The sequence below is a fragment of the Mycobacterium sp. SA01 genome (assembly GCF_041287105.1).
Lineage (GTDB): Bacteria > Actinomycetota > Actinomycetes > Mycobacteriales > Mycobacteriaceae > Mycobacterium.
Genome location: NZ_JBGGNO010000021.1, coordinates 81,020 through 104,659 on the forward strand (window position 1 = coordinate 81,020; position 23,640 = coordinate 104,659).

At 68.0% G+C, this 23,640-nt stretch carries 22 protein-coding genes and 1 pseudogene; 16 read left to right on the top strand and 7 right to left on the bottom strand.

Annotation, left to right across the window (positions count from 1 at the left end; genetic code table 11):
- The 13 genes and pseudogenes from AB4879_RS24305 to AB4879_RS24365 form a co-directional block, all read left to right on the top strand.
- Positions 1-927, top strand: a complete 927-nt coding sequence (locus tag AB4879_RS24305) for an acyl-CoA dehydrogenase family protein (protein WP_370509896.1) — start codon at positions 1-3, stop codon at positions 925-927.
- Positions 924-1,841: a Gfo/Idh/MocA family protein gene (locus AB4879_RS24310; protein WP_370509631.1), complete on the top strand. Its 918-nt coding sequence runs from the start codon at positions 924-926 to the stop codon at positions 1,839-1,841. Before AB4879_RS24305 ends, AB4879_RS24310 begins: the two co-directional genes overlap by 4 nt.
- Positions 1,838-3,013 (top strand): acyl-CoA dehydrogenase family protein, encoded by a 1,176-nt coding sequence (locus tag AB4879_RS24315; RefSeq protein WP_370509632.1) that lies wholly within the window; start codon positions 1,838-1,840, stop codon positions 3,011-3,013. Before AB4879_RS24310 ends, AB4879_RS24315 begins: the two co-directional genes overlap by 4 nt.
- Positions 3,014-3,038: 25 nt before the next feature.
- The gene (locus AB4879_RS24320) at positions 3,039-3,986 is read left to right on the top strand and encodes an acyl-CoA dehydrogenase family protein (RefSeq protein ID WP_370509633.1); all 948 of its coding nucleotides are present in this window, start codon (positions 3,039-3,041) and stop codon (positions 3,984-3,986) included.
- 19 nt (positions 3,987-4,005) lie between these two features.
- Positions 4,006-5,718 carry a thiamine pyrophosphate-binding protein gene (locus AB4879_RS24325; protein ID WP_370509634.1) on the top strand — a complete coding sequence of 571 codons (1,713 nt, stop codon included), beginning with the start codon at positions 4,006-4,008 and terminating at the stop codon, positions 5,716-5,718.
- Positions 5,719-5,745: 27 nt separating this feature from the next.
- Entirely contained in the window at positions 5,746-7,182 is a 1,437-nt protein-coding gene (locus AB4879_RS24330) for an aldehyde dehydrogenase family protein (protein WP_370509635.1), read from the top strand.
- 27 nt (positions 7,183-7,209) lie between these two features.
- Positions 7,210-7,641, top strand: a complete 432-nt coding sequence (gene dtd / locus AB4879_RS24335) for a D-aminoacyl-tRNA deacylase (protein WP_102806388.1) — start codon at positions 7,210-7,212, stop codon at positions 7,639-7,641.
- Positions 7,642-7,898: 257 nt separating this feature from the next.
- Entirely contained in the window at positions 7,899-8,429 is a 531-nt protein-coding gene (locus AB4879_RS24340) for a TetR-like C-terminal domain-containing protein (protein ID WP_370509636.1), read from the top strand.
- 248 nt (positions 8,430-8,677) lie between these two features.
- Positions 8,678-9,370: a DUF4396 domain-containing protein gene (locus tag AB4879_RS24345; RefSeq protein ID WP_370509637.1), complete on the top strand. Its 693-nt coding sequence runs from the start codon at positions 8,678-8,680 to the stop codon at positions 9,368-9,370.
- On the top strand, positions 9,367-9,855 hold the full coding sequence (locus AB4879_RS24350; protein ID WP_370509638.1) for a YetF domain-containing protein: 489 nt from the start codon (positions 9,367-9,369) through the stop codon (positions 9,853-9,855). Before AB4879_RS24345 ends, AB4879_RS24350 begins: the two co-directional genes overlap by 4 nt.
- Before the next feature lie 38 nt (positions 9,856-9,893).
- On the top strand, positions 9,894-10,379 hold the full coding sequence (locus AB4879_RS24355) for a MarR family winged helix-turn-helix transcriptional regulator (RefSeq protein WP_370509639.1): 486 nt from the start codon (positions 9,894-9,896) through the stop codon (positions 10,377-10,379).
- A 65-nt stretch (positions 10,380-10,444) separates the two neighbouring features.
- Positions 10,445-11,002, top strand: coding sequence for a hypothetical protein (locus AB4879_RS24360; RefSeq protein WP_102806384.1), 558 nt, complete (start codon positions 10,445-10,447; stop codon positions 11,000-11,002).
- A gap of 126 nt (positions 11,003-11,128) precedes the next feature.
- Positions 11,129-12,184 (top strand): annotated as a pseudogene (locus tag AB4879_RS24365) (phosphatase PAP2 family protein); the annotation flags it as partial.
- Here the strand turns inward: AB4879_RS24365 and AB4879_RS24370 are convergent.
- Positions 12,152-12,931, bottom strand: coding sequence for an LmeA family phospholipid-binding protein (locus tag AB4879_RS24370; protein ID WP_370509640.1), 780 nt, complete (start codon positions 12,929-12,931; stop codon positions 12,152-12,154). The pseudogene AB4879_RS24365 and the gene AB4879_RS24370 overlap by 33 nt on opposite strands.
- Before the next feature lie 90 nt (positions 12,932-13,021).
- On the opposite strand from AB4879_RS24370, the gene AB4879_RS24375 reads away from it, so the two are divergent.
- Positions 13,022-14,332 carry an NAD(P)/FAD-dependent oxidoreductase gene (locus AB4879_RS24375; RefSeq protein ID WP_370509641.1) on the top strand — a complete coding sequence of 437 codons (1,311 nt, stop codon included), beginning with the start codon at positions 13,022-13,024 and terminating at the stop codon, positions 14,330-14,332.
- On the opposite strand, the gene AB4879_RS24380 is transcribed toward AB4879_RS24375, so the two are convergent.
- The 6 genes from AB4879_RS24380 to AB4879_RS24405 form a co-directional block, all read right to left on the bottom strand.
- Positions 14,333-15,433, bottom strand: coding sequence for a 2Fe-2S iron-sulfur cluster-binding protein (locus AB4879_RS24380; protein WP_370509642.1), 1,101 nt, complete (start codon positions 15,431-15,433; stop codon positions 14,333-14,335).
- Positions 15,430-16,329 carry a metal-dependent hydrolase gene (locus AB4879_RS24385; protein ID WP_370509643.1) on the bottom strand — a complete coding sequence of 300 codons (900 nt, stop codon included), beginning with the start codon at positions 16,327-16,329 and terminating at the stop codon, positions 15,430-15,432. Before AB4879_RS24385 ends, AB4879_RS24380 begins: the two co-directional genes overlap by 4 nt.
- A gap of 54 nt (positions 16,330-16,383) precedes the next feature.
- Positions 16,384-16,797: a hypothetical protein gene (locus tag AB4879_RS24390; protein WP_083118996.1), complete on the bottom strand. Its 414-nt coding sequence runs from the start codon at positions 16,795-16,797 to the stop codon at positions 16,384-16,386.
- Positions 16,798-16,927: 130 nt separating this feature from the next.
- The gene (locus AB4879_RS24395) at positions 16,928-18,412 is read right to left on the bottom strand and encodes a cryptochrome/photolyase family protein (RefSeq protein WP_370509644.1); all 1,485 of its coding nucleotides are present in this window, start codon (positions 18,410-18,412) and stop codon (positions 16,928-16,930) included.
- A 10-nt stretch (positions 18,413-18,422) separates the two neighbouring features.
- A complete protein-coding gene (locus tag AB4879_RS24400; RefSeq protein ID WP_370509645.1) occupies positions 18,423-19,874 on the bottom strand; it encodes a serine/threonine-protein kinase in 1,452 nt (483 codons plus the stop codon).
- Positions 19,875-19,883: 9 nt separating this feature from the next.
- Positions 19,884-20,549, bottom strand: coding sequence for a TetR/AcrR family transcriptional regulator (locus AB4879_RS24405; protein ID WP_370509646.1), 666 nt, complete (start codon positions 20,547-20,549; stop codon positions 19,884-19,886).
- 219 nt (positions 20,550-20,768) lie between these two features.
- On the opposite strand from AB4879_RS24405, the gene AB4879_RS24410 reads away from it, so the two are divergent.
- Complete coding sequence (locus AB4879_RS24410; RefSeq protein WP_102806376.1) at positions 20,769-22,766, top strand: ABC transporter ATP-binding protein; 1,998 nt, start codon at positions 20,769-20,771, stop codon at positions 22,764-22,766.
- Positions 22,766-23,635 carry an ABC transporter permease gene (locus AB4879_RS24415; protein ID WP_370509647.1) on the top strand — a complete coding sequence of 290 codons (870 nt, stop codon included), beginning with the start codon at positions 22,766-22,768 and terminating at the stop codon, positions 23,633-23,635. The genes AB4879_RS24410 and AB4879_RS24415 overlap by 1 nt, the downstream gene beginning before the upstream one ends.
- Positions 23,636-23,640 lie beyond the last annotated feature (5 nt).

A 23,640-nucleotide genomic window follows, 5' to 3' on the forward strand; every position in this document is an offset into this window, starting at 1 on the left:
ATGGTGCTGGACCTCAGCGCGGAGGCCAGAGAGTTCGGCCTTCAGGCACGTCGGGCCTTCGAGGCCGCGGGCGGGGACCAACTCGTGCAGCAGGCCGAAAAAGACCCGGCCAAGCCGGGCCTCAGAGAGTCTCTCGTCGGCCCGATCCTCTCGGGCTTGGGCGCGTGGGAGCTCGACCCTCGCACCGACCCGGACAGTCTGGAAGCCGCCGCGGCTCTCTGTCGCAGCGCGGGCTACTGGGCGGTGCCCTACCCGGTGGCCGAGCGTCTGTCCGCTCCCGCCGACCTCGACATCGACGGGCTGGTGGTCGTGGCAGGCAGCCGACCGTCGGCGACTCTGGCCGGCCTCGAAACCCGTTGGGCAGCAGTGACCCTGGACGGCGCGCGAGCCCACGTGACCGGCCATACCGCGGCCGGGCCGGCATTCGTCACAGAGCTGCAGCTGTCGGCGATCGATGAGAACGGTGCCGGGGACGTCGCCTTGGCGCTGACGTTGCAGTGCTGGACATTGCTGGGCATGCTGGATCGCGCGATCGAGCTGACAGTTGCGCATGTGAACCTGCGGAAGCAATTCGGTCAGACCTTGTCGGCATTTCAGAGCGTGCAGTTCCAGCTCACCGACGCCGAAGTCGAGCGCAGCGGGTTGGACATTCTCGCCAAGTACGCGCTGTGGAGCATCGGAAGCGACAGCGCCGACGCGTGCAACGATGCTCTCGCCCTGCGAATGTCGGCTCTCGAAGCCGCGGAGATCGTCTTTCGGGTGTGTCATCAGCTGCACGGTGCGGTGGGGTTCTGCGACGAGACGACCCTGTCCTGGCTCTCACGCCACAGCCAGCCGCTGCGACGGCTCCCATCGGGCCTGTCCGCGACGCGGGACCTGCTGACGCGCAGGGTGGGCGGGGCCGGATTGACAGGACTGTTCGCATGAAGGTCGTTGTCATCGGCACCGGCTTCGGCAAGCACGCTGCCGCGCCGGTCTACTCGAGTCTCGGCCTCGACGTCGACGTGATCAGCCCACGTGACGAGTCCGCGGTGCGGACGGCGATCGCATCGGACGTCGATCTGGTCTCGGTGCACTCGCCACCGTTCATGCACGTCGATCATGTGAACGCCGCGATCGATCACGGACACCCCGTGCTCTGCGACAAGCCGTTCGGCCGCAACGCCGCCGAGGCCGAGGCCATGCGTGACCGGGCACGGGAAGCGGGAGTGCTGAACTTCCTGAACTTCGAGTTCCGGTTCACTGCGGCGTGGGCGAAGCTCAAACAGCTGGCCGGCGATGGAACGATCGGCACGCCAGTGCATCTGAACTGGACGTTCTACGGCAGCGGACTACGCGGACGCGAGTACGGCTGGATCAACGACCGTGAGCGCGGTGGCGGTTGGATCGGCGCCTACGGCTCGCACCTCATCGACTACACGCGGTGGTTGTTCAACAGCGAGGTGGCCGACTGCGGGGGTGTCACGCGGATCGAGGGTTCGGCGCCCGAGGCAACCGCCGAGGACGCGTACTCGGCGTGGTTCAGGATGGCCAACGGCTGCACCGCCTCCCACGACACCGGCTTCGCCGGGGCGGTTGCCCTCACGCCGCGCGCGACACTGCTCGGCAGCGCCGGCTCCGTAGAGCTGACCGGCGACACGGCACTGGTGGTGTATCGGCGCGGCGAGGATCCGCAAACGTTCGAATTCCCGCCTGCACCACGACGGTCACCGCCGCCGGCATTGTCGGCGTTCCTCGGCACGGTGGTCGAGGCGATACGGTCCGGTACGCAGATCGCTCCGTCGTTCGACGACGGTGCGGCCGTGGCGCACGCCATGGACCAGCTGCGGGCCAATTCATGACGAACCTCGAGGACTTCAGGACCGAGGTGCGTGCATGGTGCGAGAGCCATGTGCCCACCGATTGGCGGTCCGCCCAAACCGGCGTCACCGACGCCGATTTCGTCGCCTTCCAGAAAGCCTGGTTCGCCGAACTGCACGCCGCGGGCTTCGCCGTCCCGCACTGGCCGGGGCAGTGGGGTGGCGGAATGCCGGTCGATCAGCAGATCGTGCTGTACTCCGAACTCGCCGCGCAGGACGCCCCGCGGTTGGTCCTGGCGTTCGTCGGCATCCACCACGCCGCGTCCACCCTGCTGGTCGCAGGCACCGAGGAGCAGCGCCGCCGCCACCTGCCCGCCATCCTGGACGGCGAGATCTGGGTGCAGGGATTCTCCGAACCCGAAGCCGGATCCGATCTGGCCAGCCTGCGTACCACCGCCCGACGCGTCGGCGACACCTATGTGGTCAATGGTCAAAAGATCTGGGCCAGTGGGGGATTGCATGCCGACTGGTGTCTACTTCTGGCCCGCACCGATCCGGAGGCGCCGAAACGGCGGGGGATCTCCTACTTCCTGCTGGACATGACCACACCGGGTATCGAGGTGCGGCCGATCCGCAACGCCGTGGGGGAGTCGCACTTCTGCGAGATCTTCCTCGACGACGTGGTCATTCCGGCGGCCAATCTGATCGGCGCCGAGAACGAGGGCTGGCAGGTCGCCCAGGCGACGCTGGGCGCCGAGCGCGGTATGACGATGCTGGAATTGGCCGAGCGGCTGGGGACTGCGGGCTTCCGCCGGCTGGTGCAGGCCTGCTCGCCGATCACAGATGAGCGGGTCGCCGATCGCCTGGCGCAGTTCGAGATCGAGATCGCCGGCCTGCGCGGACTGTGCCGTGACCTGGTGCTCAACCACGATGCCGAGGGAGTCGGGGCGGCGGACGCCTCGGTGGTGAAGCTGTTCTACAGCGAACTGCTGCAGCGGATGACCGACTTCGGCGCCGAGATCGGTGGGCTGGCCGCCCACACCACACTCGCCAAACCCGCGTCCAGCGGCTGGGAGTCCGGGGCGTGGATGCTGGACTTCATCGGATCCTGGGAATGGACCATTCCGGGTGGCGCCAGCGAGATTCAGCGCACCATCATCGCCGAACGCGGGCTGGGGTTGCCGCGCGAACCGAGTCCGAGCGGGGCCTTGTGAGACCGCGAGAATCAGGCGCAGCGTGATGGCAGACCATTTCGAACAGTTCCATGCCGACCTACGATCGGTGGCCGGCGGTCTGCTGGCCAAGGAGCGCACGGTCGAGTGGGCGGTGATCGCCGACGCCGGCTGGACCGGGCTGGAAGTGCCCGAACACCTCGGTGGCGCGGGCGCGACGTTCGCCGAGGCGGCGGTCATCTGTGCGGAGATGGGCCGGGCGGCCAGCGCCACCAGCTTTCTCGGCAGCGCCGTGCTGGCCGTCGGAGTGCTGAACAGCCTGGCGCCCAGCGAGACCCGGGACCGTCTGCTCGCCGAAACAGCTTCCGGCAGCACCCGAGTGGCGGTTGCCTTCGAGCCGTTCGATTTCGTGCCCGACGCCGAGGGCGCCGACACGATCTTGGTCGTCACCGACGCCGGGGTCACCGAGGCGACTGTGTCCGTCACCCCGCAGCCGGTGCTCGACGAGACCCGCCGCCTGGCCCGCGTGACGGTCGAACACCCAGGAGCAGCGCTGAGTTTCGTCGACGAGTCGGCCGCCGGCCGGCTACGCGATAGGGCCGCCGCCGCCATCGCATGCGACAGTCTCGGCGTGGCCGAAGCCATGCTCGCCGCGACCGTCTCCTACGTGACGATGCGACACCAGTTCGACCGGCCCATCGGCTCGTTCCAGGCTGTCAAGCACGCGTGCGCCGACATGTATGTGGCGATCGCGGTCTCCCGCCAACTGGTCCGCGCGGCCGTACACGCCGTCACCGGTGACCAACCCGATGCGGGGGCAGCGGCCGCGATGGCCAAGTCGTACGCGTGCAGCACTGCCGTCGACGTGGCAGGCAAGGCGATGCAACTGCACGGTGGCATCGGCTACACGTGGGAAAGCGGCGTCCACGTCTACCTCAAGCGGGCCGCGCTGAATCGTTCGCTGTTCGGCTCACCCGCAGCGCATCGTCACCAACTCGCACAACGCTATCTGTAACGGAATCAAGGAGTTTCGCATGGGTGTACCGGTCTACAAACGCATTCTCGACCTGTTCGAGGCCGAGGGCGTGAACACATTGTTCGGCATCCCGGATCCCAACTTCGTGCACATGTTCACCGAAGCGGATGCCCGCGGGTGGTCGGTTGTGGCGCCGCACCACGAGCTGAGCGCCGGCTTCATGGCCGAGGCCGCATCCCGGATGACGGGCAAGCCCGGCCTGTGCATCGGAACGCTCGGCCCGGGCATGGCCAACATCGCCGGCGCCATCCAGTGCGCACTCGTCGAGAACTCGCCGGTCATCTTCCTGGGTGGGCAGCGGGCCCGGGTCACCGAGCGTCGGGTGCGGCGCGGACGCATCCAATTCGTGCAGCAGGAGCCACTTTTCGCCGCATCGGTGAAGTACAGCAGCTCAATCGAGTACGCAGACCAGACCGACGAGATCATCCATGAGGCCATTCGCAAGGCCATGTCGGGCACCCCGGGACCGACCTACGTCGAGTTCCCGTCGCACATCATCCTCGAAGAGCTGGACGTCGACGACGCGCCGCCGCCGTCGGCCTACCGGCTGGTCAACCAGGGCGCTGGCAGCCGTGAGGTGGCCGAGGCGGTCAGGCTGATCCGCGACGCCCAGCGCCCGGTGCTGCTGGTCGGTCATGGCGTGCACACCTCCCGCACCCAGCAGGAGGTCAAGGAGCTGGCCGAACTGATGGCCTGCCCGGTGATCCAGACCTCCGGCGGTACCTCGTTCATCCCCGGGCTGCAAGACCGGACGTTCCCGTACCTGTTCTCCCCGGCCGCCAACACCGCCGTCGAGGAATCCGACCTGTGCGTCGCCCTGGGCACCGAACTCGGCGAACCCATGCACTACGGCAAGACCCAGCACTGGGCCGCGGGCAACGCGACCCGCAAATGGGTGATGGTCGAGCAGGACCCGACCGCCATCGGTGTCAACCGGCCCGTCGACGTGGCGTTGGTCGGTGATTTGCGCGGCGTCGTCCCCCAGCTGGTGGAGGCGCTGCGAGACACCCCGCGGTCGGTGTCGGCCAACCTCGAGACGCTGATCAAAGCCGACGCCGCCGAGCTGGTCCGGGTCGCCGAGGAGGCACCGAGCGGACGCACCCCGGTGCACCCGGCTCGCTACGTCGTCGAGGCGACCAAGGCGTTCGAGGACCTCGACGACGGGATCCTGGTGCGCGACGGCGGGGCGACCGTGATCTTTCAGTGGACGTATTCGCAGACCAAGCCGCGCGACGTGATCTGGAACCAGAACTTCGGTCACCTCGGCACCGGCTTGCCCTACGCCGTCGGCGCCTCGGTGGCCGAGGGCGGTAACCGCCCGGTCATGCTGCTCACCAGTGACTCGGCGTTCCTGTTCCACATCGCCGAGCTGGAGACCGCAGCCCGGCAGAACCTGCCGCTGGTGTGTGTGGTCGGCGTCGACCATCAGTGGGGTCTCGAGGTCGGCGTGTACAAGCGGACCTTCGACCAGCCGTCCCCGCAACCCGGCGTGCACTGGAGCAAGGATGTCCGGATGGACAAGATCGCCGAAGGTTTCGGTTGCCACGGTGAATATGTGGAGAAAGAAGAGGAGATCGGTCCGGCGATCGCCCGGGCCTACGCCAGTGGAAAAGTCGGCGTGGTGCACGTGTGCATCGACCCGAAGGCGAACTCCGAAGAGATGCCGAAGTACGACCGATTCAGGACCTGGTACGCCGAAGGCACCCAATAACCCAGCCGGATTGAGGAGGATGTGATCATGCGCGAATATCTGAAGTTCTACATCGATGGCCAGTGGGTGGAGCCGGTCGAGCTGCGGACGCTCGACGTCGACAACCCGACACTCGAGCAGGTCGGCGGCACGATCGCCATCGGCAGCGACGCCGACGTGGACAAGGCGGTCAAAGCGGCCCGCACGGCATTCGGCACGTGGTCGGTCAGCTCCAAGGAAGACCGCCTCGACGTCTTGCAGACGATCCTCGACGAGTACCAGAAACGTCTGAAGGATCTCGCGGACGCGGTGCACGAGGAGATGGGCGCACCTCCGACGCTGGCGGCGGGGCCGCAGGTGATGATGGGTCTCGGTCACCTGTCGACCGCCATCGACGTGCTGAAGAACTACAGCTTCGAAACCGAGCGCGGCCAGACGATGGTGGTCAAGGAGCCGGTCGGGGTGTGTGGCCTCATCACGCCGTGGAACTGGCCGATCAACCAGATCGCCTGCAAGGTGTTCCCGGCCCTGGCTGCCGGGTGCACCATGGTGCTCAAGCCGTCCGAGGTGGCGCCGTTCTCCGGGCAGATCTTTACCGAGATCATCGACGCCGCAGGGCTTCCCGCGGGCGTCTACAACATGGTCTTCGGTGACGGGCCGGGTGTCGGCGCCGCGCTGTCCAGCCATCCCGGCATCGACATGGTGTCGTTCACCGGCTCGACCCGGGCCGGTATCGAGGTGGCGCGCAACGCCGCCCCCAGCGTCAAGCGAGTCAGCCAGGAACTCGGCGGGAAGAGCCCCAACATCGTGCTCGACGACGAGGCGTTCGGCCAGAGCGTCGCGGCCGGCGTCGCGGTGATGATGATGAACTCCGGGCAGAGCTGCAATGCGCCATCGCGCATGCTGGTCCCGAAGTCGCGGATGGACGAAGCCGTAGCCGTGGCGAAAGCCACCGCCGAGGGAGTCAAGGTCGGCGACCTGTCCGACAGCTCGGCCATCGGGCCGGTGGCCTCCCGCGCGCAGTTCGAGAAAGTACAAGGCCTTATCGAGAAGGGCATCGCCGAGGGCGCGACGGTGGTGGCCGGCGGCCCGGGCCGTCCCGAGGGCCTCGACACCGGCTACTACGTGCGCCCGACGGTGTTCGCCGACGTGAACAACGACATGACGATCGCCCGCGAGGAGATCTTCGGACCGGTGCTGTGCATCCTGGGTTACGACAACCTGGACCAGGCCGTCGAGATCGGCAACGACACCGACTACGGCCTCTACGGGTACGTCTCCGGTGCCGACCTGGACCAGGCGCGTGCGCTGGCCCGGCGCATCCGGGCCGGCGCGGTCACGATCAACCACGCGTTCGACATCAAGGCCCCCTTCGGCGGGTACAAAACCAGCGGCAACGGCCGGGAGTGGGGCGAAGAGGGTTTCGCCGATTTCCTGGAGACCAAGGCGATCCTCGGGTACGCGCCCGTCGGCAGCGGGGATTAGCCAGGGCACGCACTAGCATCGGCAGCCATGCGGGTGCTGGTGCAGCGGGTGACGTCGGCCTCGGTGTCGGTGAGTGGTGAGGTGGTCGGGGAAATCCGGCCCTCCGGTCAGGGCCTGCTGGCTCTGGTCGGCGTCACCCATTCCGACACCGACGCCATCGCCCGCCGGCTCGCCGAAAAGCTATGGCAGTTGCGGATTCTCGACGATGAACGGTCCGCGGCCGACATCGGCGCGCCGATCCTGGTGATCAGCCAGTTCACCCTGTACGCCAACACCGCGAAGGGTCGCAGGCCGACCTGGAACGCGGCGGCGCCGGGCGCCGTCGCCGAGCCGCTCGTCACAGCCTTCGCCGATGCGCTGCGGGAGGTGGGCGCCCACGTCGAAACCGGCGTGTTCGGCGCCGACATGGCGGTGGCGCTGGTCAATGACGGCCCGGTCACTGTGCTGCTGGAGCTGTGACCGAAACCTGTTGACGTAGAGCCTCATAGGCGCGGCGACCCCGGGATGCGCGGGCGATTTCGGCCATGACTCCAACCCGTCCAAGTTACCCGGCCGTCGGCTGCCCGCGGGCCTGGTCGGCAATAGCGCCGCAATCCGATCCGAGCCGACCGGCAGAAGTGGTTGACTGGCAGCTGACCAATGGCAGGGACGGAGGTCGACCAATCGAAGGCGACTCGGAGCATACGGATGCCGGCGTCCCCGATGACGTCCGGCAGATGGTGATGACAGCCGCCTACGACGAGCTCACCCGGTGGGGCTTGGAGCGCTTCGACATTCCGACGATGTGCTCGCGGCACAGCATCGACGAGTCGATGGTCACCAGATATTGGGGGGACGGCAGCCGGCTCGCTCTGGAGGCCCTCCTGTACTGGAGCAACGACGTCCTCACCGCACCGGATACCGGATCCCTGCGCACCGACCTGCAAGCCTTGGCCACAACGGTGGCCCAGCAGGTGAACGACACGGTCGGGCGCAGTCTGCTCCGAGCACTGGTGGTGGACGACCGTGCCGCCTTCGCAGACGACACCCGGATGGCGTTCTGGATGCGGCGCTTCGCCAGTATCCGGTCGGTGTTCGATCGGGCTGCCGCGCGTGGCGAGCTGCGGGACGGCGTCGACACGATCGCCGCGATGCAGCTCGTCCTGGCACCGATCAACGTCCGCGCTCTCTACACCCGGGAGCCGATCGCCGAGCACTACTGCGCCGCGATCGCCGACCTGGCGTGGCACGCCGTTGCGAAACATTAGGCTCGGCTGTCGCTGAGCACGATGTCCATGCTTACCGTCAAGAAACAATTGCCTGTGCGCAACTAATCTAAGCGTTCGATGAGGCCTCGATTAAGGTGTGCCCGCCACGGGCATTCATCGCCGCCGACCGGGTACGCGCACTTCATGCATCGCAATGGCATGGGGCCTCGTTCCATACCGGGCGGGTTGAGCCGATACCTGGTCGCGTCGGTTGTACCGGTGACGTCCCGAGGTCTCAGGAGGCCGGCGTGGCCCCCGCGTGGCTGACGGTGCTGTCCTGGTGCGCGCTGGCGCTGGCCGGAATCAGTTCTCTGATCATTGTTTTCGACATCTACGCACGCGGCTACCGGCAGCGGATGCGCGTAATGGAGGCGGTATGGCCGGTAACCGGCCTGTACTTCGGTCCGGTCGCGGTATGGATGTATTGGCGCTTCGGAAGGCCACAGAGTAGCCGGTGGCTGGCCGAGCACGGGCGTGACAGCCCGCCCGGAAAGCCGGGCTGGGCCACCACCGCGATCGGCGTCAGTCACTGCGGGGCAGGATGCACTCTCGGGGACATCATCGCCGAATTCACGGTATTCGCCCTGGCCCTGCAGCTGGCCGGACGAGCGCTGCTGCCGGAGTACATCGGTGACTACACTGCGGCGTTGGCGCTGGGAATTCTGTTCCAGTACTTCGCCATCGCCCCGATGCGCGGCCTGGGACTGCGCAAAGGGCTAGCCCAGGCAGCGAAGGCCGATGTGCTGTCACTGACCGCCTTCGAGGTGGGACTGTTCGGTTGGATGGCGCTGATGTCGTTCGTCTTCTTCGGCTCCGATCCGCTGCATCCGAACAATCCCGTCTACTGGTTTCTGATGCAGATCGGCATGATCATCGGCTTCGCGACGGCGTGGCCGGCCAACGTGTGGTTGATCAGACGAGGGGTCAAGGAAGCGATGTGAACGGCTGGGAGCACGCACTGATAGGCGACTGGCACCAGGCGCCGTGGGCGGCTGCCAAAGCGTTGGCACTCTTCGTCACGGCCGCCGCGGCGTTTCGCTTCACCCAACGTCGTGCGATCGCGGAGTTCACCCCATTCGATTGGGTGACCGCAGTCGCAGTCGGCGCAGTCGTGGGCCGGACCGCGACCGCGCCCGACACCGCATGGCTGACCGGAGCGGCGGCGCTGGCGACGTTGATCGCGGCGCATGCAGCGGTCGTCCGGATGCGGTTCGTTCCGGCCTTGCGGCGCATTGTGGATCCGCCGCTTCGCGTGCTCATCCGCGATGGCGAGGTCGACGAACGAAACCTGCGGCGCAGCGGGCTGACTCGCGCCGACCTCGACGCCGTGCTGCGACAACACGGCCATCGCAGCCCGCGGCACGTTCATCTGGCATTGTTCGAAGAGAAGGGTGTGGTGTCGGTGCTGGCCGCGAAAGACGAGTGAGCGCCGTGGCCGGAACATCAATGAGGAGGGGGCCGGGCGTGCAGCAGTCAATCGACGGGCCGTCGTCGGCAGATGTCGATGCGGTATTGCGGGCCTCCCGCGCACTGGTGGGTATCGCCGCCGCCTCGATAGCCGAGATCTCCGAAGTCGTCACCGTGCCGCAGCTGCGGGTGCTGGTGATGATCGACACCCAGGGCCCGCTGAACCTTGCGTCGGTCGCCGCGGCGTTGGACATCAGCCCGTCGAACGCCAGCCGGATCTGCGATCGGCTGATCAAGGCAGGCTTCCTGCACCGGCAGGACTCCGCGGCGGACCGGCGCAACATATCGCTGTCGCTCACGACCGAGGGACGGCAACTGGTCCGCAAAATGAACCGGCACCGCCGGCGCGCGATCACCCGGGCGCTGCGTGCGATGAGCGTCAAGGAGCGGCAGGCCGTGGTCAACGCACTGGACACCTTCGCGGTCGCGGCCGGTGAACCGGCCGACGATGCCGGGCTCCACTTGGTGTGGCCGCCGGCCTGACCCGAACCGATTTGTTACCGGTCCGCGCTCTCGGGTCCACATCAGACGTGAGAACGTAGACCTCTATGCAATCGCACAGCTTCGTCACCTATGAGGAATTCGGGCGCCGGTTCTTCGAAATCGCGGTGACCGAGGAACGGGTGGCTGCCGCGTTCGCCGAGATCGCCGGCGGCGAATTCGAGATGGGCCCGATGGCCCAAGGGCCCGGTGGTCTGGCCAAGGTCACCGCCAAAGTGAAAATCCAACAGCCGACCGCCCGGCGCAGCGTGGGCGACACCATCACCTTCAACGTGCGCATCCCGCTGGTGATCGAGCTGATCGTGGACCTCAGAGTCGACAAGCAGCGGTTCAAGGTCGACGGCGATATCGCGCTGCGGGCGACCGCCCGCGCGGCCGAACCGCTCACCCTGGTCATCGACGTCGCGAAGCCGAGGCCCTCTGACATCGCCGTGCACGTGACCTCGAAATCGGTGCGCGGCGAGATCCTGCGGATCGTGGCCGGCGTCGACACCGAGATCCGTCGGTTCGTCGCGGCATACGTCGCCGACGAGATCGACAGCCCGGCGTCGCAACAGGCAAAGGTCATCGACGTCGAAGAGGCTGTTGCCTCCGCCTGGGACTGAATTGCTCGGTGGCTCTGGGGGCAACCCGCGGTCCGGTGGGCCCGCGACCGCCGGATTAACGGCGTCTGAACGAAATCTTGCGTAAAGCGGGTAACCCCATGCGATGAACGGGTTGAGTGGACGGGGATGACCGCCGTCGACGTCGAGCCCGAAGCGCCGCAGCGCGATCCGGATCCCCACACCAGCCGGCTCGCGTTGATCCGGCGCGCCGCCATCGGAGTCTGGCTGGGCGGCATCGTATGGTGGACTGCCACAAACGGTTTGGCGCTCAATCGTGAGCTCGTGCTGCTCTACGTGTGTTCCGGGCTGCTGGCCGCCAGCATCGGCAGGCGCCGGGTGTTGCTGATCGTGCGGGACTGGTTGCCCTTCGCCGTGGTGCTGATCGTGTACGACCTGAGCAGGGGAGCGGCCGGGCTGATCGGCACCCCCACCCAGTGGGTGTGGCAACCGGAGGTGGATCGCCGGATGTTCGGCGCGGTGCCCACCGTGTGGCTTCAGGAACACCTCAAGATGCCGTCCCCGCCCTGGTGGGAGGTGGTGATCAGCACGGTGTACATGTCGTTCTTCATCCTGCCGTACGTGGTGGCAGGCGTGCTGTGGCTGCGCGACCGGGCGGAGTGGAAGGCATTCGTCCGGCGATTCGTGGTGCTGTCGTTCGCCGCGCTGGCCATCTATGCGGTGCTGCCCGCGGCGCCGCCCTGGGCGGCGGCCCGCTGCGAGCCGGCCGACGTCGCAGGCGGTCCGTCCGCACCGCCGTGCATGTTCAGCCCGGTGCCGCATGCCGACGGCGGGCTGCTGGGGCCCGTGACCACCCAGCACCCGGGCGCCAATGACGTCGTGGAGCGGATCTCCAGCCGGGGCTTCGCGATGCTGCATCTGGACGTGGCCCGCGCGCTGCTCGACGAGGGTCAGGCCAGCGTCAACCTGGTCGCCGCCATTCCGTCGCTGCACGCGGGCCTGTCGGCGATGATCGCGGCATTCCTGTGGGGACGGGTCGCCCGGCGCTGGCGGCCGCTGCTGGCCGGCTACGTGATGATCATGGCGTTCACCTTGGTGTACGCAGCCGAGCACTATGTCATCGATCTGCTGCTCGGGTGGGCTCTGGCCGCAGTGACGGTGCTCGCGGTCCGGCGCTACGAGCGCCGCCGGCTAGCTGCGGCGGGACCGGCCGGTGAAATTGAGTGGCCGCCCGACAGCACTGAGCTGGGTGAGAACGTCCTCGACGCGCGCCCTGGGCACCTCGGCCCGCCACTGCGGGAGGCTACCGGTCAGCTGTAAGGAGCTGGGCCCCAACGACAGACTGGTCAGGGTCAGGCCACTGGCCAGTTCCGGGAGCCGCACCGGGTAGGACGGCAACCGCGTGGGCAACGCCCACCGGCGCCGAGTGGTGCGCAGCGCCCGCGGATGCAACCACAACGTGGAGCCGTCCAACTCCACATCCACCTCCACACTGCCCAGCCGGGGGTGGCGAGTCCAGCGCAACCGCGCGATGCCGTCGTCGTCGACATGACCCGACAGTCGGGGCAGCGACTCGGAGAACACCGCGTTGAGCGCCTGGGTGGAGACGACCATGGTCACCTCCACCGGCGCGGCCACCAGCACGGGCGGAACACCCGGCTTCAAGTGCACATTGTGCAGAACCATCGTGGCGCCCTCGAAATGATGGTTGCCCCAACGGATGTCGGTCGCAGTGATCCGAACGTCATTCAACTGGCCGACGGCAAGACCACGGACGTCGAGGCGCGAGTTGAATTCGGTGACAGTCAGCGTGACGTCCCCGCCGTCGAGACGCACCGTCATCGTGCGCCCGACCACCAACCGCTTGACGGTCATGAACAGGGTGCGGTACGCCATCGCCGCCCCGGTGCTCACCGGGAAGGTCGCCGCCGACGACCAGACCGAAGACAGCAGACCCAGCGAACGTGCCATAGGGCTACCCATCCTGCTCGGTCGGCACGGCGCGGCGCAACACTCCCAGTCGTGAGTTTGTATTCGCCGGGTGAGGGTATAACTGGCCCGATGACGTCCGTCGTGGTGGTGGGAAGCGGCTTCACCGGGTTCGAGTGCGCGCGGCGGCTGCAGCGTCGCTTACATCGGCACAGCGCAGATGTGCAGATCACCCTCATTTCGCCGATCGACTACATGCTCTATACGCCGTTGCTGCCCGATGTGGCCGGCGGCCTTGTCGACGCGCGCTTCGTGTCCATCCCGCTGGCCGGCACGCTGCCCGGGGTTCAGGTGATCCGCGGTCGCGTCGACACCGCGGACCTGACGGCGCACACGCTCGGCTACACCGACCCCGAGGGTCGAAGCCACGAACTGTCCTGGGATCGGCTGGTGCTCACGCCCGGCTCGGTGACCCGGCTCTTCGACATTCCCGGCCTGGCCACCTACGCCCGCGGTCTCAAATCGATCGCCGAGGCGCTGTACCTGCGCGACCACTTCCTCGAGCAGCTGGAACTGGCCGGTATCGACTCCGACCCCGCGGTGGCCGCAGCACGACGCACGGTCGTGGTGGTGGGCGCCTCGTATTCGGGCACCGAACTGGTGGTCCAGCTGCGGGCGCTGGCCGACGCCGCGGCACGCCAGATGGGATTCGACCCGCAATCGGTGCGCTTCCTGCTGCTCGACCTCGCCGAACAGGTGATGCCCGAAGTGGGTGAGAAGCTCGGGAAAGCCGCACGGGAGGTTCTGCGCGACCGCGGCATCGACGTTCGGCTGGGCCTCACCTTGAAGGAAGTGCACGCCGATCACGTTGTGCTCAGCGATGATTCGCGGATCGACACCCGGACGGTGGCCTGGGTGACGGGGGTGACCGCCGCACCGCTGATCGAGACGCTCGGCCTGCCGACCGAGAAGGGCCGGCTGAAGGTCGGCGCGGACCTGCGGGTGCCCGGTCACCCCGACGTCTTCGCCGCCGGCGACGCCGCCGCCGTCCCCGACCTGACCCAGCCCGGCACCATCACCCCGCCCACCGCCCAGCATGCGGTACGGCAGGGAAAGGCGTTGGCGCGCAACGTCGCCGCCAGCCTGGGGTTCGGTACCTCCAAGGACTACCGGCACCGCAACATGGGTCTGGTCGTCGATCTCGGCCCGCGCAAGGCTGTGGCCAACCCGCTCAACATCCAGGTCTCCGGCCTGCCCGCCAAAGCCGTCACCCGTGCCTATCACCTGTATGCGATCCCGCGTGGAGTCAACCGGTGGGCGGTCGCGCTGGCCTACCTCACCGACCTGATCTTCCCGCGGACGCTGGTGTCGATGGGGCTTGCCAGCCAGGAAGATGCCCAGTTCTCGACCAGCGAGGGCATCCCGATGCTCAAGGCCGACTGACTACAGATCCAGCGTCAGGTGGCCGCCGTCGGGCGCGCGTGACACGCACGTCAGCATCATTCCCTCGGCTCGCTCGGGCGCGGTGAGCAGCGTATCCCGGTGCTGGACAACGCCGTTGATGACGCGGGTGCGGCAGGTGCCGCAGAAGCCCTGCTGGCAGGAGTACGGTGCCGCGACGTGCTCGCGCTGCAGCGCCGACAGCAGAGTCTGCTCCGGTTGCACCGCCACCGTGACACCTGTCGAGGCCACCGTCGCGGTGAACGTCGTGCCGTCGACCACCGGCGGCGCGGCAAACCGCTCGAAGTGCAATTCGACGTTGTCGCGGCCGGCCAGGGCTTCCCGAATGGCGGTGAGCATGGGCGCCGGCCCGCACGTGTAGACGCCTGCACCGTCCGGGCAGGCGCCCAAAAGTTCTGCGGCGGTCGGAATTCCGTGTTCATCGTCGGTCCGGATCTGCACCCGCTCACCGAATTCGCCCAACTCGTCGAGGAACGGGATGGACTCGAGGCTGCGCCCGGTGTACATCATCGACCAGTCGATACTCAGCCGCTGCGCCAGCCCCAGCATCGGCAGGATCGGGGTGATGCCGATACCGCCGGCGATGAACCGCAGCTGCCGGGCGGGGGAGCCGTAGCCGGGAACGGTGAGCGGGAACGCATTTCGCGGGCCACCGGTGGTCACCGTCGCGCCGACCTGAAGATCGTCGTGCACCTCGATCGATCCGCCACCACCATCGGGGATGCGCCGCACCGCGATCCGGTAGCTGGTGGGCGTGGCGGGGTCGCCGCACAGTGAGTACTGCCGAATGCGCCCACTGGGCAGCCGGATGTCCACATGCGCGCCGGGATGCCACGCCGGCAGGGGTCGTCGATCCGGCGTCGCCAGCGTCAGTGCCACCACGTTCTGATCCCGCGCGACCACCCGACGGTCGACGACCTGCAGCGTGAACGTGCGCTCGCGTGCCTGCGGTATCGCCGGGCGTCGCACCGCGCCGCTGATCGCCCACAGGGCCCTGATCGATGCGTCGGTGAGGCGCAGCAGCGGATCGTGGCGAGTACGGCCCGACGCGCTCGGCGGCGCGGACCCCAGCCGGTCTCTCACAGGTGCGCGGCGCGGGCGGCCGGCGAGCTGGCCAGATAGGCGACCGCCTGCGCGGTGGACCCGATTTCCTCGGGTGAATAGTTCGGCCGGAAGTAGGTCAGCGTCGTCGTGCCGAACAAGGTGCGGTACTTGGGCAGCAGACCCAGCTTGGAGTCGCGGGCCCGCAGTCGCTGCATTCGCCACCAGCTCATGTCCAGCGTCGGGTCGGTGCGACACATGTACCAGCTGCCGCGGTTGAAGAAGCCGGCGATGAGCACCACGGCCATGGCCATCGAGCGGATCCGGTCGAGATAGCTGTCGTGGAAGTAGACCGCGACGTCGTGCGCGACGTTGCGGTGCTCCACCTCTTCGCTGCCGTGCCAGCGGAAGACGTCGACCAGGGTGGGGTCGGCGCCGAAGTCGTCCCAGGCGCAGTTGAGCGCGAAGTCGCCCAGGACGGCGGTGTAGTGCTCGATCGCCGCGATCAGCCACAGGCGGTCACACAGATTGTTCAGCCGCTTCCGTGGGTCACTCGATGTGCTGGGCGAGAGCACCTGACCGAACACGTAGTCGAGCTGGCGCAGGATCGGCTCGGCGTCCACGCCGCGCGCCACCATCAGCTCCTGCAGGACCTGGTCGTGGGTGTCGGCGTGGGTGGCCTCCTGGCCGATGAACCCGCGCATGTCCTCGGCCAGCCGCGGATCCTTCACCAGCGGCAGCGCTTCGTTGTAGGTGGCGACGAACCAGCGCTCCGCGACCGGGAGGACGACGTGGAGCAGGCCGACCACATGTGAGGCGACCGGGTGCCCCGGAATCCAGTGCAACGGCGCGTCGGACACGTCGAAGGCGACCTTACGGGCCTGGATCTGCACCGGGCCCGGATCGATCTCGCGGTCGAAGCGACGTGGGCGCAGCATGGGCAAACCTCCCGGCATTGGCTGCCGAGGAGTCTAGCCCGTATCGGAGCCGGGTCAGCCGACCTGAGTCGGCGTGACGATCACGGTTCCCGGAGCGCCCGGAGTCGGGCGGGAACCACCGTCGGACGGGATCTGCTGAGCAGGGGCCGAACCCGGTGCGCTAGGCGCCGGCGCGTCGGGCTGGGCGGCCTTGGTGCAGTTCAGCATCAGCGACATCTTGCCGCTGGCCAGGTATTTCTGGCTCTGAACGATGCATTTGGCCTGCGGAACGTCGCTGCCCACCGAGCCGCCGAAGACCGTCGAGATGCCTTGGGCGTGCAGGATCGCGACCGCCTTGTAATACGGTTCGCCGAGGATGTTCATCGTTCCGCCGGCATTCGGGTCGGCGCTGCTGGACCCCATGCTGAGGGCGGCTGCTGCCGAACTTGCGGCAAGCGCGCCGGCGGCCACCAGGATGAGCCTTTTCACTCCAACCTCCGTCTGTGTCTGCGGTCGAACATAGCCCAGGGAGCTTGGAGGTCGCTCTGCGAGCAGATCACACCAGCCTCTTGCGACCTCTATCGCCACAAGGGCATGGATTCGTTTCACCGGTATGTGACTAGAACGTCTCCCGGTGCCGTTCCTGCTCGACGACGGCGTCCAGGTCGGCCAGCCGCGCCATCGAGGACACCGCGCGCGCGGTGCGGTTGTTACCGGCCAGCAGGTCCTGGTGACGATGCACGAACGCCCAATAACCCGAGGTGAAGGGGCATGCGTTCGGTCCGATGCGGACCTTCGGGTCGAAGCTGCACGAGCGGCAGTGGTCGCTCATCTTGTTCAGGTAGGCACCACCGGAGGTGTACGGCTTGGTGGCGAGCAGACCCCCGTCGGCGTGCTGGCTCATCCCGACCACATTCGTCGGCATCACCCAGGCGAAACCGTCGACGAACGCGGTGGCGAACCATTCGGTCAGGGCCCGCGGCTGGTAACCGCGCTGCAGGGCGTGGCTGCCCAACACCATCAGCCGCTGGATGTGGTGCGCCCACCCGCGATCCCGCACCCCGCCGAGCGCCTGCCGCAGACATTCGGCGGTGACCGAGTCGGCATCGAGTTCGTTCCACCAGGCCGGCAGCGGAGTCTCGGCGGACAGGGCGTTGTTGTCCAGATAGTCCGGGCCGAAGTGCCAGTACAGGTGCCACATGTACTCCCGCCAGCCCAGAATCTGGCGGATGAACCCCTCGGCGGCGGCCAGTGGGGCGTTGCCGTCCCGGTAGGCCTGTTCGGCGGCGTGCACGGCGTCCAGTGGGTGCAGCACGCCGAGGTTCAGCGGCACCGACAGCAGCGAATGTGACATCGCCCAGTCACCGCCCATCATGGCGTCCTCGTAGCGGCCGAACAGCGGCAGCCGACGTTCGATGAATCTCGTCAGCGCCCGGCGTGCCTCGGCCGGGGTGACCGCGAACAGCCGCGGTCCGTCGACGCCGACGGTGGGCAGATCCATCGCATCGAGGTCGCGGCGCACCCGGTCGTCGATGTCGTCTTCGCGCGGGCGGTACGGCGCGTCGACACCGATCGATGCACCGTTCTTGGGTGGGGACTCGCGGTTCTCGGCGTCGAAGTTCCACCGCCCGCCGACCGGCTCGGAACCGTCCATCAGCACGCTGAACCGCCGGCGCTGCTCGCGGTAGAAGTCCTCCATCCGGAACCGGCGCCGATCCCCGGCCCACTGTCGAAAGTCGGCCCGCGACAACGCAAATCCCGGGGTGGGCAACACCTCGGCGACCATGCCGTCGCGCTGAAGGCGCCGCACGAAGCGATCGGCGGCGAACGATGTCGGTTCGTGCACCAGCACCGGCGTGCCGTAATCGCGCAGCGCCTCGCTGTAGGTTTCCGCGCGGACCACGGTTGCGCGCTCACCCAGGTCGGCCGCGGCGTGCCGCACCCCGGACAGCACCAGGTGCAGCTTCTGCCGGTGAAAGCGGCGCCGGCGCAGCGCGGAGGTCGCCTCGACCAGGAACACCGGACGGTGCGCGTGTTCGCCGCCGTGGAACTGCGGCCCGAGCTGATCGGCGAACAGCCACAGGGGGGTGTCGTCAGCGCTCATCGGTTCGGTCCTAGCCGCCGTTGCCGCGCAAAATCTCCTCGGCACATCGCAGTCTGGTATGCCCGGTTTCCTGCATGCAGACACGAACCGGGGACTCGGTCTCGGTCGGCGGGGCCGCCACCGGGGACGTCGGCGACGACGTGACGACCGGATTCGGGATCTCGTCGGAATGCACCGACCACAGGTAGCGGCTGGTGTACTGCAACTTCGTGCAATAGGCGGTGGCACCGTCGGCGGTGGTTCCGGTGGCGCCCGGCTCGGTGCAATCCGAGCCGATCACCGCGGTGGGGGTCGGCTCGACGGTGACGGTGTCGGTCGTCTGTGCCGTCGCCGTCGTGGTCGGCTGTGGTGTCGTCGTCGCGGCCGGCGGTGGTGGCGGGACGGCCGGGGTGGTTGCCGTCGTCGTGGCGGTCCGGAGGTCCTTGGCGGCAACGTCCTCCCCGCGGTCGCGCCCGGCGATGAAGGCGATCGCGACACCGGCGACCAGCAGCACCGCGAGGACGGGAAGCAGAATTTTCAGCCACCGACCGTGAGACTGCGGGGCCGGCTCACCGATGGGCGCCGCATCGGTGATCGGGGTCAGTCGGGTGCCATCGGCATCGATCAGGCCGTCACCGGACACCGGGGTGGTGATGTGGTGGGCCAGCGCCCGCGCGAAGTCCACGCAGCGGTCGAACCGCTCGGCAGGGTCCTTGGACAGCGCCTTGCGCAGCGCAGCGTCCAGGTTCGCCAGCTCCGGGCGGTGCTCGGCCAGGCTCGGCGGCAACGCCGACAGATGCTGGCTGATCACCACCGCGGGATTGGAATGCGGAAACGGCGGGGTGCCGGTGAGTAGGTGGTAGGCAGTGGCCGCCAGCGCATACTGGTCGGCCCGCCCGTCGAGGTCGCGGCCCATCAGTTGTTCGGGCGCGGCATAGGACACCGTGCCGACCGTCATGTTGGTCTGGGTCAACCCGCTGGCATCGTCGTCCCACCGAGCAATTCCGAAGTCCGCCAACAGAATTCGTTCCTCACCGGATTCCTGTTTGGAAACCAGGATGTTGGCGGGCTTGACGTCGCGGTGCAGCAGGTGGCGTTGGTGTGCGTAGTCCAGCGCCTCGGCGACCGCGGTGACGATCTTGAGCACCTCAGCCTGGGGCAGGCCGGTGGGGAAGTTCCTCAACAGATCGCCGGCGTCGTTGCCGTCGACGAAATCCATGGCGATCCACAGCTGGCCGTCGGTCTCGCCGCGGTCATGGACGCCGACGATATGGGGGTGCCAGAGCGTGGCAGCGATATCCGCTTCCCGTTCGAATCGCGCCCGGTATTCGGCGTCGCCACTCACCGAGGCCGGTAACACCTTCAGGGCGTCGCGGCGGGGGAGCCGGGGATGCTGGGCCAGGTAGACCTCACCCATCCCGCCCGCGCCCAGCAATCGCAGGATCGTATAGCCCGCGAATGTCTCGCCTTCGGCCAGCGGCATGGCCTGATACTACAAATGTCCTGCCCGGACGGGTTCGGACGCGCTGAGCGCGGCAAGCTGGTCCTCGGTGACACCGAGGACGCGAAGGCACGCGTCGGCAACGTGGCCGGCCAGCGTGCCGGGGTCCGGATGCGGGGGCGGTGTCCACATGTTCACCAAGGACTCGACCAACCGGAACGGAAGGTCCGCCGCGTCGTCGGAGATGCCGGTGGCCACCAGAACCGCGCGGCTGAGGTCCAGGTAGGCCTGTCGCAGGCGCTCACGTTCGGTCCAGAACGTGGCCAGCCGCGCCTCCCGGAGCTCGGGCAGCAGGTAGAGGGCACCCAGGTTCCACTGCGCTGTCAGCAGCTGGGCACCGTCGAACGCGGCCAGGGCGTGCAGGGTGCTCGCGGCCGAGCGGGGGTCGCCGCCCTGCTCCAGTCCGGACAAGAACGTCAGGGTCGGTGTCACAGTCTGGTGCAGCAGCGCCGACAGCAGCTCGTCCTTGGTCTTGAAGTAGTGGTACAGCGAGGCCTGCCGAATGCCGACCGCCTCGGCGATGGCCCGGGTCGAGGTGCTGGCGTAGCCGCGGCTGGTGAACAGCTCCGCCGCGGCGTCGAGGATCTCGTCCCGGGCGGTCGTGCCGGGTCTGCGCCGTTCGGTCAAGCGCGGACGGCCCGCCCGCGTTGTCTCCATGGTCCGATGTTGACCTACATCACCTGCGAAAAGACAGACCCAGGGATTTTCTGTCACATGACAGAAACGCGGGATACCTATCGGTTACGCGCCGTCTTGGTTTGGTTACGCCAGCGACACCCACCGCGACCAGAGGCCCGTAAAACTGTCAATCGACAGGCTGATGGCTCACCGGTGAGCGCATCCTCGTGGACCCTCTGACCTTCCGGGAGACTCTGCATGGCGAGCGCCGCAAGTGTCGCGCTGCGACCCGATGCACCGGCGACGACGCCGGGCGACGTGGTCGCCGCGGTGGATGATCTCTGTGTCACGTTCCGCCGCAACGGCAAGGACGTGCACGCGCTGCGCGGGGTGTCGCTCCAGATCGCACCCGGCGAAATCGTGGGCCTGGTGGGCGAATCCGGCTCTGGGAAAAGCGTTCTGGGCTTCAGCATGCTCGGCCTGCTCGGCGCCGCCAAGACCAGCGGCAGCGTCCAGGTGTGCGACACCGACATGCTCACCGGCGCCGCCAAGCAGCTGCGCAAGGTCCGCCGACTCGACCTCGGCGCGGTGTTCCAGGATCCGATGACGTCGCTGAACCCGACGATGCGGATCGGCAAACAAGTCGAAGAAGTAGCAGGCAGCAGCGCAGAAGCACTGAAACTGCTGACCGCCGTTGGTATTCCAGATCCCGAACGACGGATGCGAGCCTATCCGCACGAACTCTCCGGCGGGTTGCGCCAGCGGGTGATGATCGCGATCGCGGTGGCCGGTGATCCCGAGCTGATCATCGCCGACGAACCGACCACCGCACTCGACGTCACGGTGCAGGCACAGGTGCTGGCGCTGCTGCAGCGGCTGCGCGCCGAGATCGGCTGCAGCATTGTGCTGATCACCCACGACCTCGGCGTCGCCGCGCAGATCGCCGACCGCATTGCCGTGCTGTATGCCGGGCGGATCGCCGAAATAGGCCCGACCGCCGACGTTCTCGCCACCCCCGCGCATCCCTACACCCACGGGCTGTTGCAATCGCGGCTGACCCTGGACACGGCGCGGGACCGGCCGCTGGCGGCGATGGCCGGCCAGGTGCCCAGTCCGACCGCACCGCTGCCCGGTTGCGCGTTCGTGCCGCGGTGTGCGCTGGCCCGCACCGAATGCTCCGCCACACCACCGGATCCGGTGGCGTGCGCCGAGAACCGGGTGAGCGCGTGCATCATCGAGCCGGCCCAGATGCGCACCGAGCTGGCCGGGATCGTCGCCGCCGAGGCCGAAGCCTTCGCCGAGCGGGTCGAGATTGCGGCTGATCAACCGCCCGCCGTCGATGCCCGCACCGTCACCAAGACGTTCACCGTGCGCCGCCGCAGGCTGGATCGCTCGGGGGCATCCGGAGGCAAACTGCAGGCGCTGCGCGGAGTGTCGCTGACCGTCGCGCACGGCGAATCAGTGGCCCTGGTGGGCGAGAGCGGCTCCGGGAAGTCGACGTTGCTGCGCATCATCGCCGGGCTGGAGAAGCCGACCACCGGCGAGGTCGAACTGGCCGGCGACACCCGCCCGCAGATGGTCTTCCAAGACGCCGGTGCCTCGCTGACACCGTGGTTGTCCGTCGGCGAACTGATCGGTGAACGGCTGCGCGGCACCTCGATGTCGCGCAGCGAGCGCAAGGACGCCGTCGCGGAAGTGCTGGAGCGGGTGGGCCTTCCGCAGGATGTGGTCAAGTCGCGGGCCGCGCAGTTGTCCGGCGGTCAGCGGCAACGGGTTTCGCTGGCTCGGGCCACCGTGATCCCGCCGCAGGTGCTGCTGTGTGACGAGCCGACGAGCGCGCTGGACGTATCGCTGGCGGCCTCGGTGCTCAATCTGATCGGCGGGCTGCGCCGCAGCCTGGACATGTCGGTGGTGTTCGTGACCCACGACCTGTCGGTGGCGCGGGTGGTGGCCGACCGGATCGCGGTCATGTACCTGGGTCGCATCGTCGAGATCGGTCCCGCCGAAGACGTGATCGGACGCCCGACGCATCCGTACACCCAGGCGCTGGTCGACGCGATCCCCGACCTGGGCCGCGACTGCCGGGTGCTGGCCGGCGAACCCGCCAGCCCGCTGTCACCGCCGACCGGCTGTGCCTTCCACCCGCGGTGCCCGATCGCGATCGACACCTGCAGCGACATCGAACTCGACGTCCGCCTGGAAGGCACCCCCGGCAGCCCGCACCAGGTCGCCTGTATCGAACGGAAGGCGCGCTGATGGCCATCGCAGTCCCCGCCCCGGCACTGCTGCGCGGCCGTGAGAAGCGGATGGCGGCGTTACCGAAAGACCGTGCGGTGATCGTCAATTGGCTCGGGGTGTCCTTGCTGCTGCTGGTGACCGTGATCGCCGTCGCCGTCCCGCTGCTGGCCCCGCACGACCCGCTGGTGCCCGTCGGCATGCCGCTGCAGGCACCCGGCAAGAACGGATTCCTGCTCGGCACCGACAGCGTCGGGCGGGACATCTTGAGCCGCGTGCTGTTCGGCATCCGGTCGAGCTGGTTCGCAGCCCTGGTGGTGGTCGGCGTCGGGCTGCTCATCGGAGGCCTCGTCGGGCTCATCGCCGGCGCGACCGGCGGCTGGCTGGACGCGACCTTGATGCGGATCACCGACGGGTTCCTGTCGCTGCCGGCGCCGGTGCTGGCCATCGCCGTCGTCGCCGCACTGGGGCCCGGCTTCGTGCACACCCTGATCGCGGTGTCGATCGTGTGGTGGCCGTTCTACGCCAGGCTGGTTCGCGGCGAGGTCGCGCGGTTGGCGGCCCGCCCCCACGTCGAGGCCGCCCGGCTGGCCGGCGTCGGGCCCGTCCGGGTCGCCATGCGCCACCTGCTGCCCGGCGCGGTGCCCAATGCGCTGGTGGCCGCCAGCCTCGACCTCGGCACGTTGATCCTCACGCTGGCGGCGTTGTCGTTCCTCGGTCTCGGGCAGTCGGCTCCCGCCCCGGAACTGGGCGCCGACGCGGCCCGCAACCTGAGTTACTTCCTGCAGCAGTGGTGGGTCCCGGTGATGCCCGGCCTGGGCGTACTTGTCCTCGCAGTGATCGGCAATGTCGCCGGTGACAGCCTGCGCAACCTGATGAAGACGAGCTAGGAGGC

Bases quoted from the DNA above. Each gene is read 5' to 3' on its own strand.
- AB4879_RS24310 (WP_370509631.1), top strand. From the start codon at position 924: ATGAAGGTCGTTGTCATCGGCACCGGCTTCGGCAAGCACGCTGCCGCG.
- AB4879_RS24360 (WP_102806384.1), top strand. From the start codon at position 10,445: ATGCAATCGCACAGCTTCGTCACCTATGAGGAATTCGGGCGCCGGTTC.
- AB4879_RS24395 (WP_370509644.1), bottom strand. From the start codon at position 18,412: ATGAGCGCTGACGACACCCCCCTGTGGCTGTTCGCCGATCAGCTCGGG.
- AB4879_RS24320 (WP_370509633.1), top strand. From the start codon at position 3,039: ATGGCAGACCATTTCGAACAGTTCCATGCCGACCTACGATCGGTGGCC.
- AB4879_RS24330 (WP_370509635.1), top strand. From the start codon at position 5,746: ATGCGCGAATATCTGAAGTTCTACATCGATGGCCAGTGGGTGGAGCCG.
- AB4879_RS24415 (WP_370509647.1), top strand. From the start codon at position 22,766: ATGGCCATCGCAGTCCCCGCCCCGGCACTGCTGCGCGGCCGTGAGAAG.
- AB4879_RS24410 (WP_102806376.1), top strand. From the start codon at position 20,769: ATGGCGAGCGCCGCAAGTGTCGCGCTGCGACCCGATGCACCGGCGACG.
- AB4879_RS24325 (WP_370509634.1), top strand. From the start codon at position 4,006: ATGGGTGTACCGGTCTACAAACGCATTCTCGACCTGTTCGAGGCCGAG.
- AB4879_RS24385 (WP_370509643.1), bottom strand. From the start codon at position 16,329: ATGCTGCGCCCACGTCGCTTCGACCGCGAGATCGATCCGGGCCCGGTG.
- AB4879_RS24400 (WP_370509645.1), bottom strand. From the start codon at position 19,874: ATGCCGCTGGCCGAAGGCGAGACATTCGCGGGCTATACGATCCTGCGA.
- dtd (WP_102806388.1), top strand. From the start codon at position 7,210: ATGCGGGTGCTGGTGCAGCGGGTGACGTCGGCCTCGGTGTCGGTGAGT.
- AB4879_RS24315 (WP_370509632.1), top strand. From the start codon at position 1,838: ATGACGAACCTCGAGGACTTCAGGACCGAGGTGCGTGCATGGTGCGAG.
- AB4879_RS24340 (WP_370509636.1), top strand. From the start codon at position 7,899: ATGGTGATGACAGCCGCCTACGACGAGCTCACCCGGTGGGGCTTGGAG.
- AB4879_RS24305 (WP_370509896.1), top strand. From the start codon at position 1: ATGGTGCTGGACCTCAGCGCGGAGGCCAGAGAGTTCGGCCTTCAGGCA.
- AB4879_RS24370 (WP_370509640.1), bottom strand. From the start codon at position 12,931: ATGGCACGTTCGCTGGGTCTGCTGTCTTCGGTCTGGTCGTCGGCGGCG.
- AB4879_RS24405 (WP_370509646.1), bottom strand. From the start codon at position 20,549: ATGGAGACAACGCGGGCGGGCCGTCCGCGCTTGACCGAACGGCGCAGA.
- AB4879_RS24375 (WP_370509641.1), top strand. From the start codon at position 13,022: ATGACGTCCGTCGTGGTGGTGGGAAGCGGCTTCACCGGGTTCGAGTGC.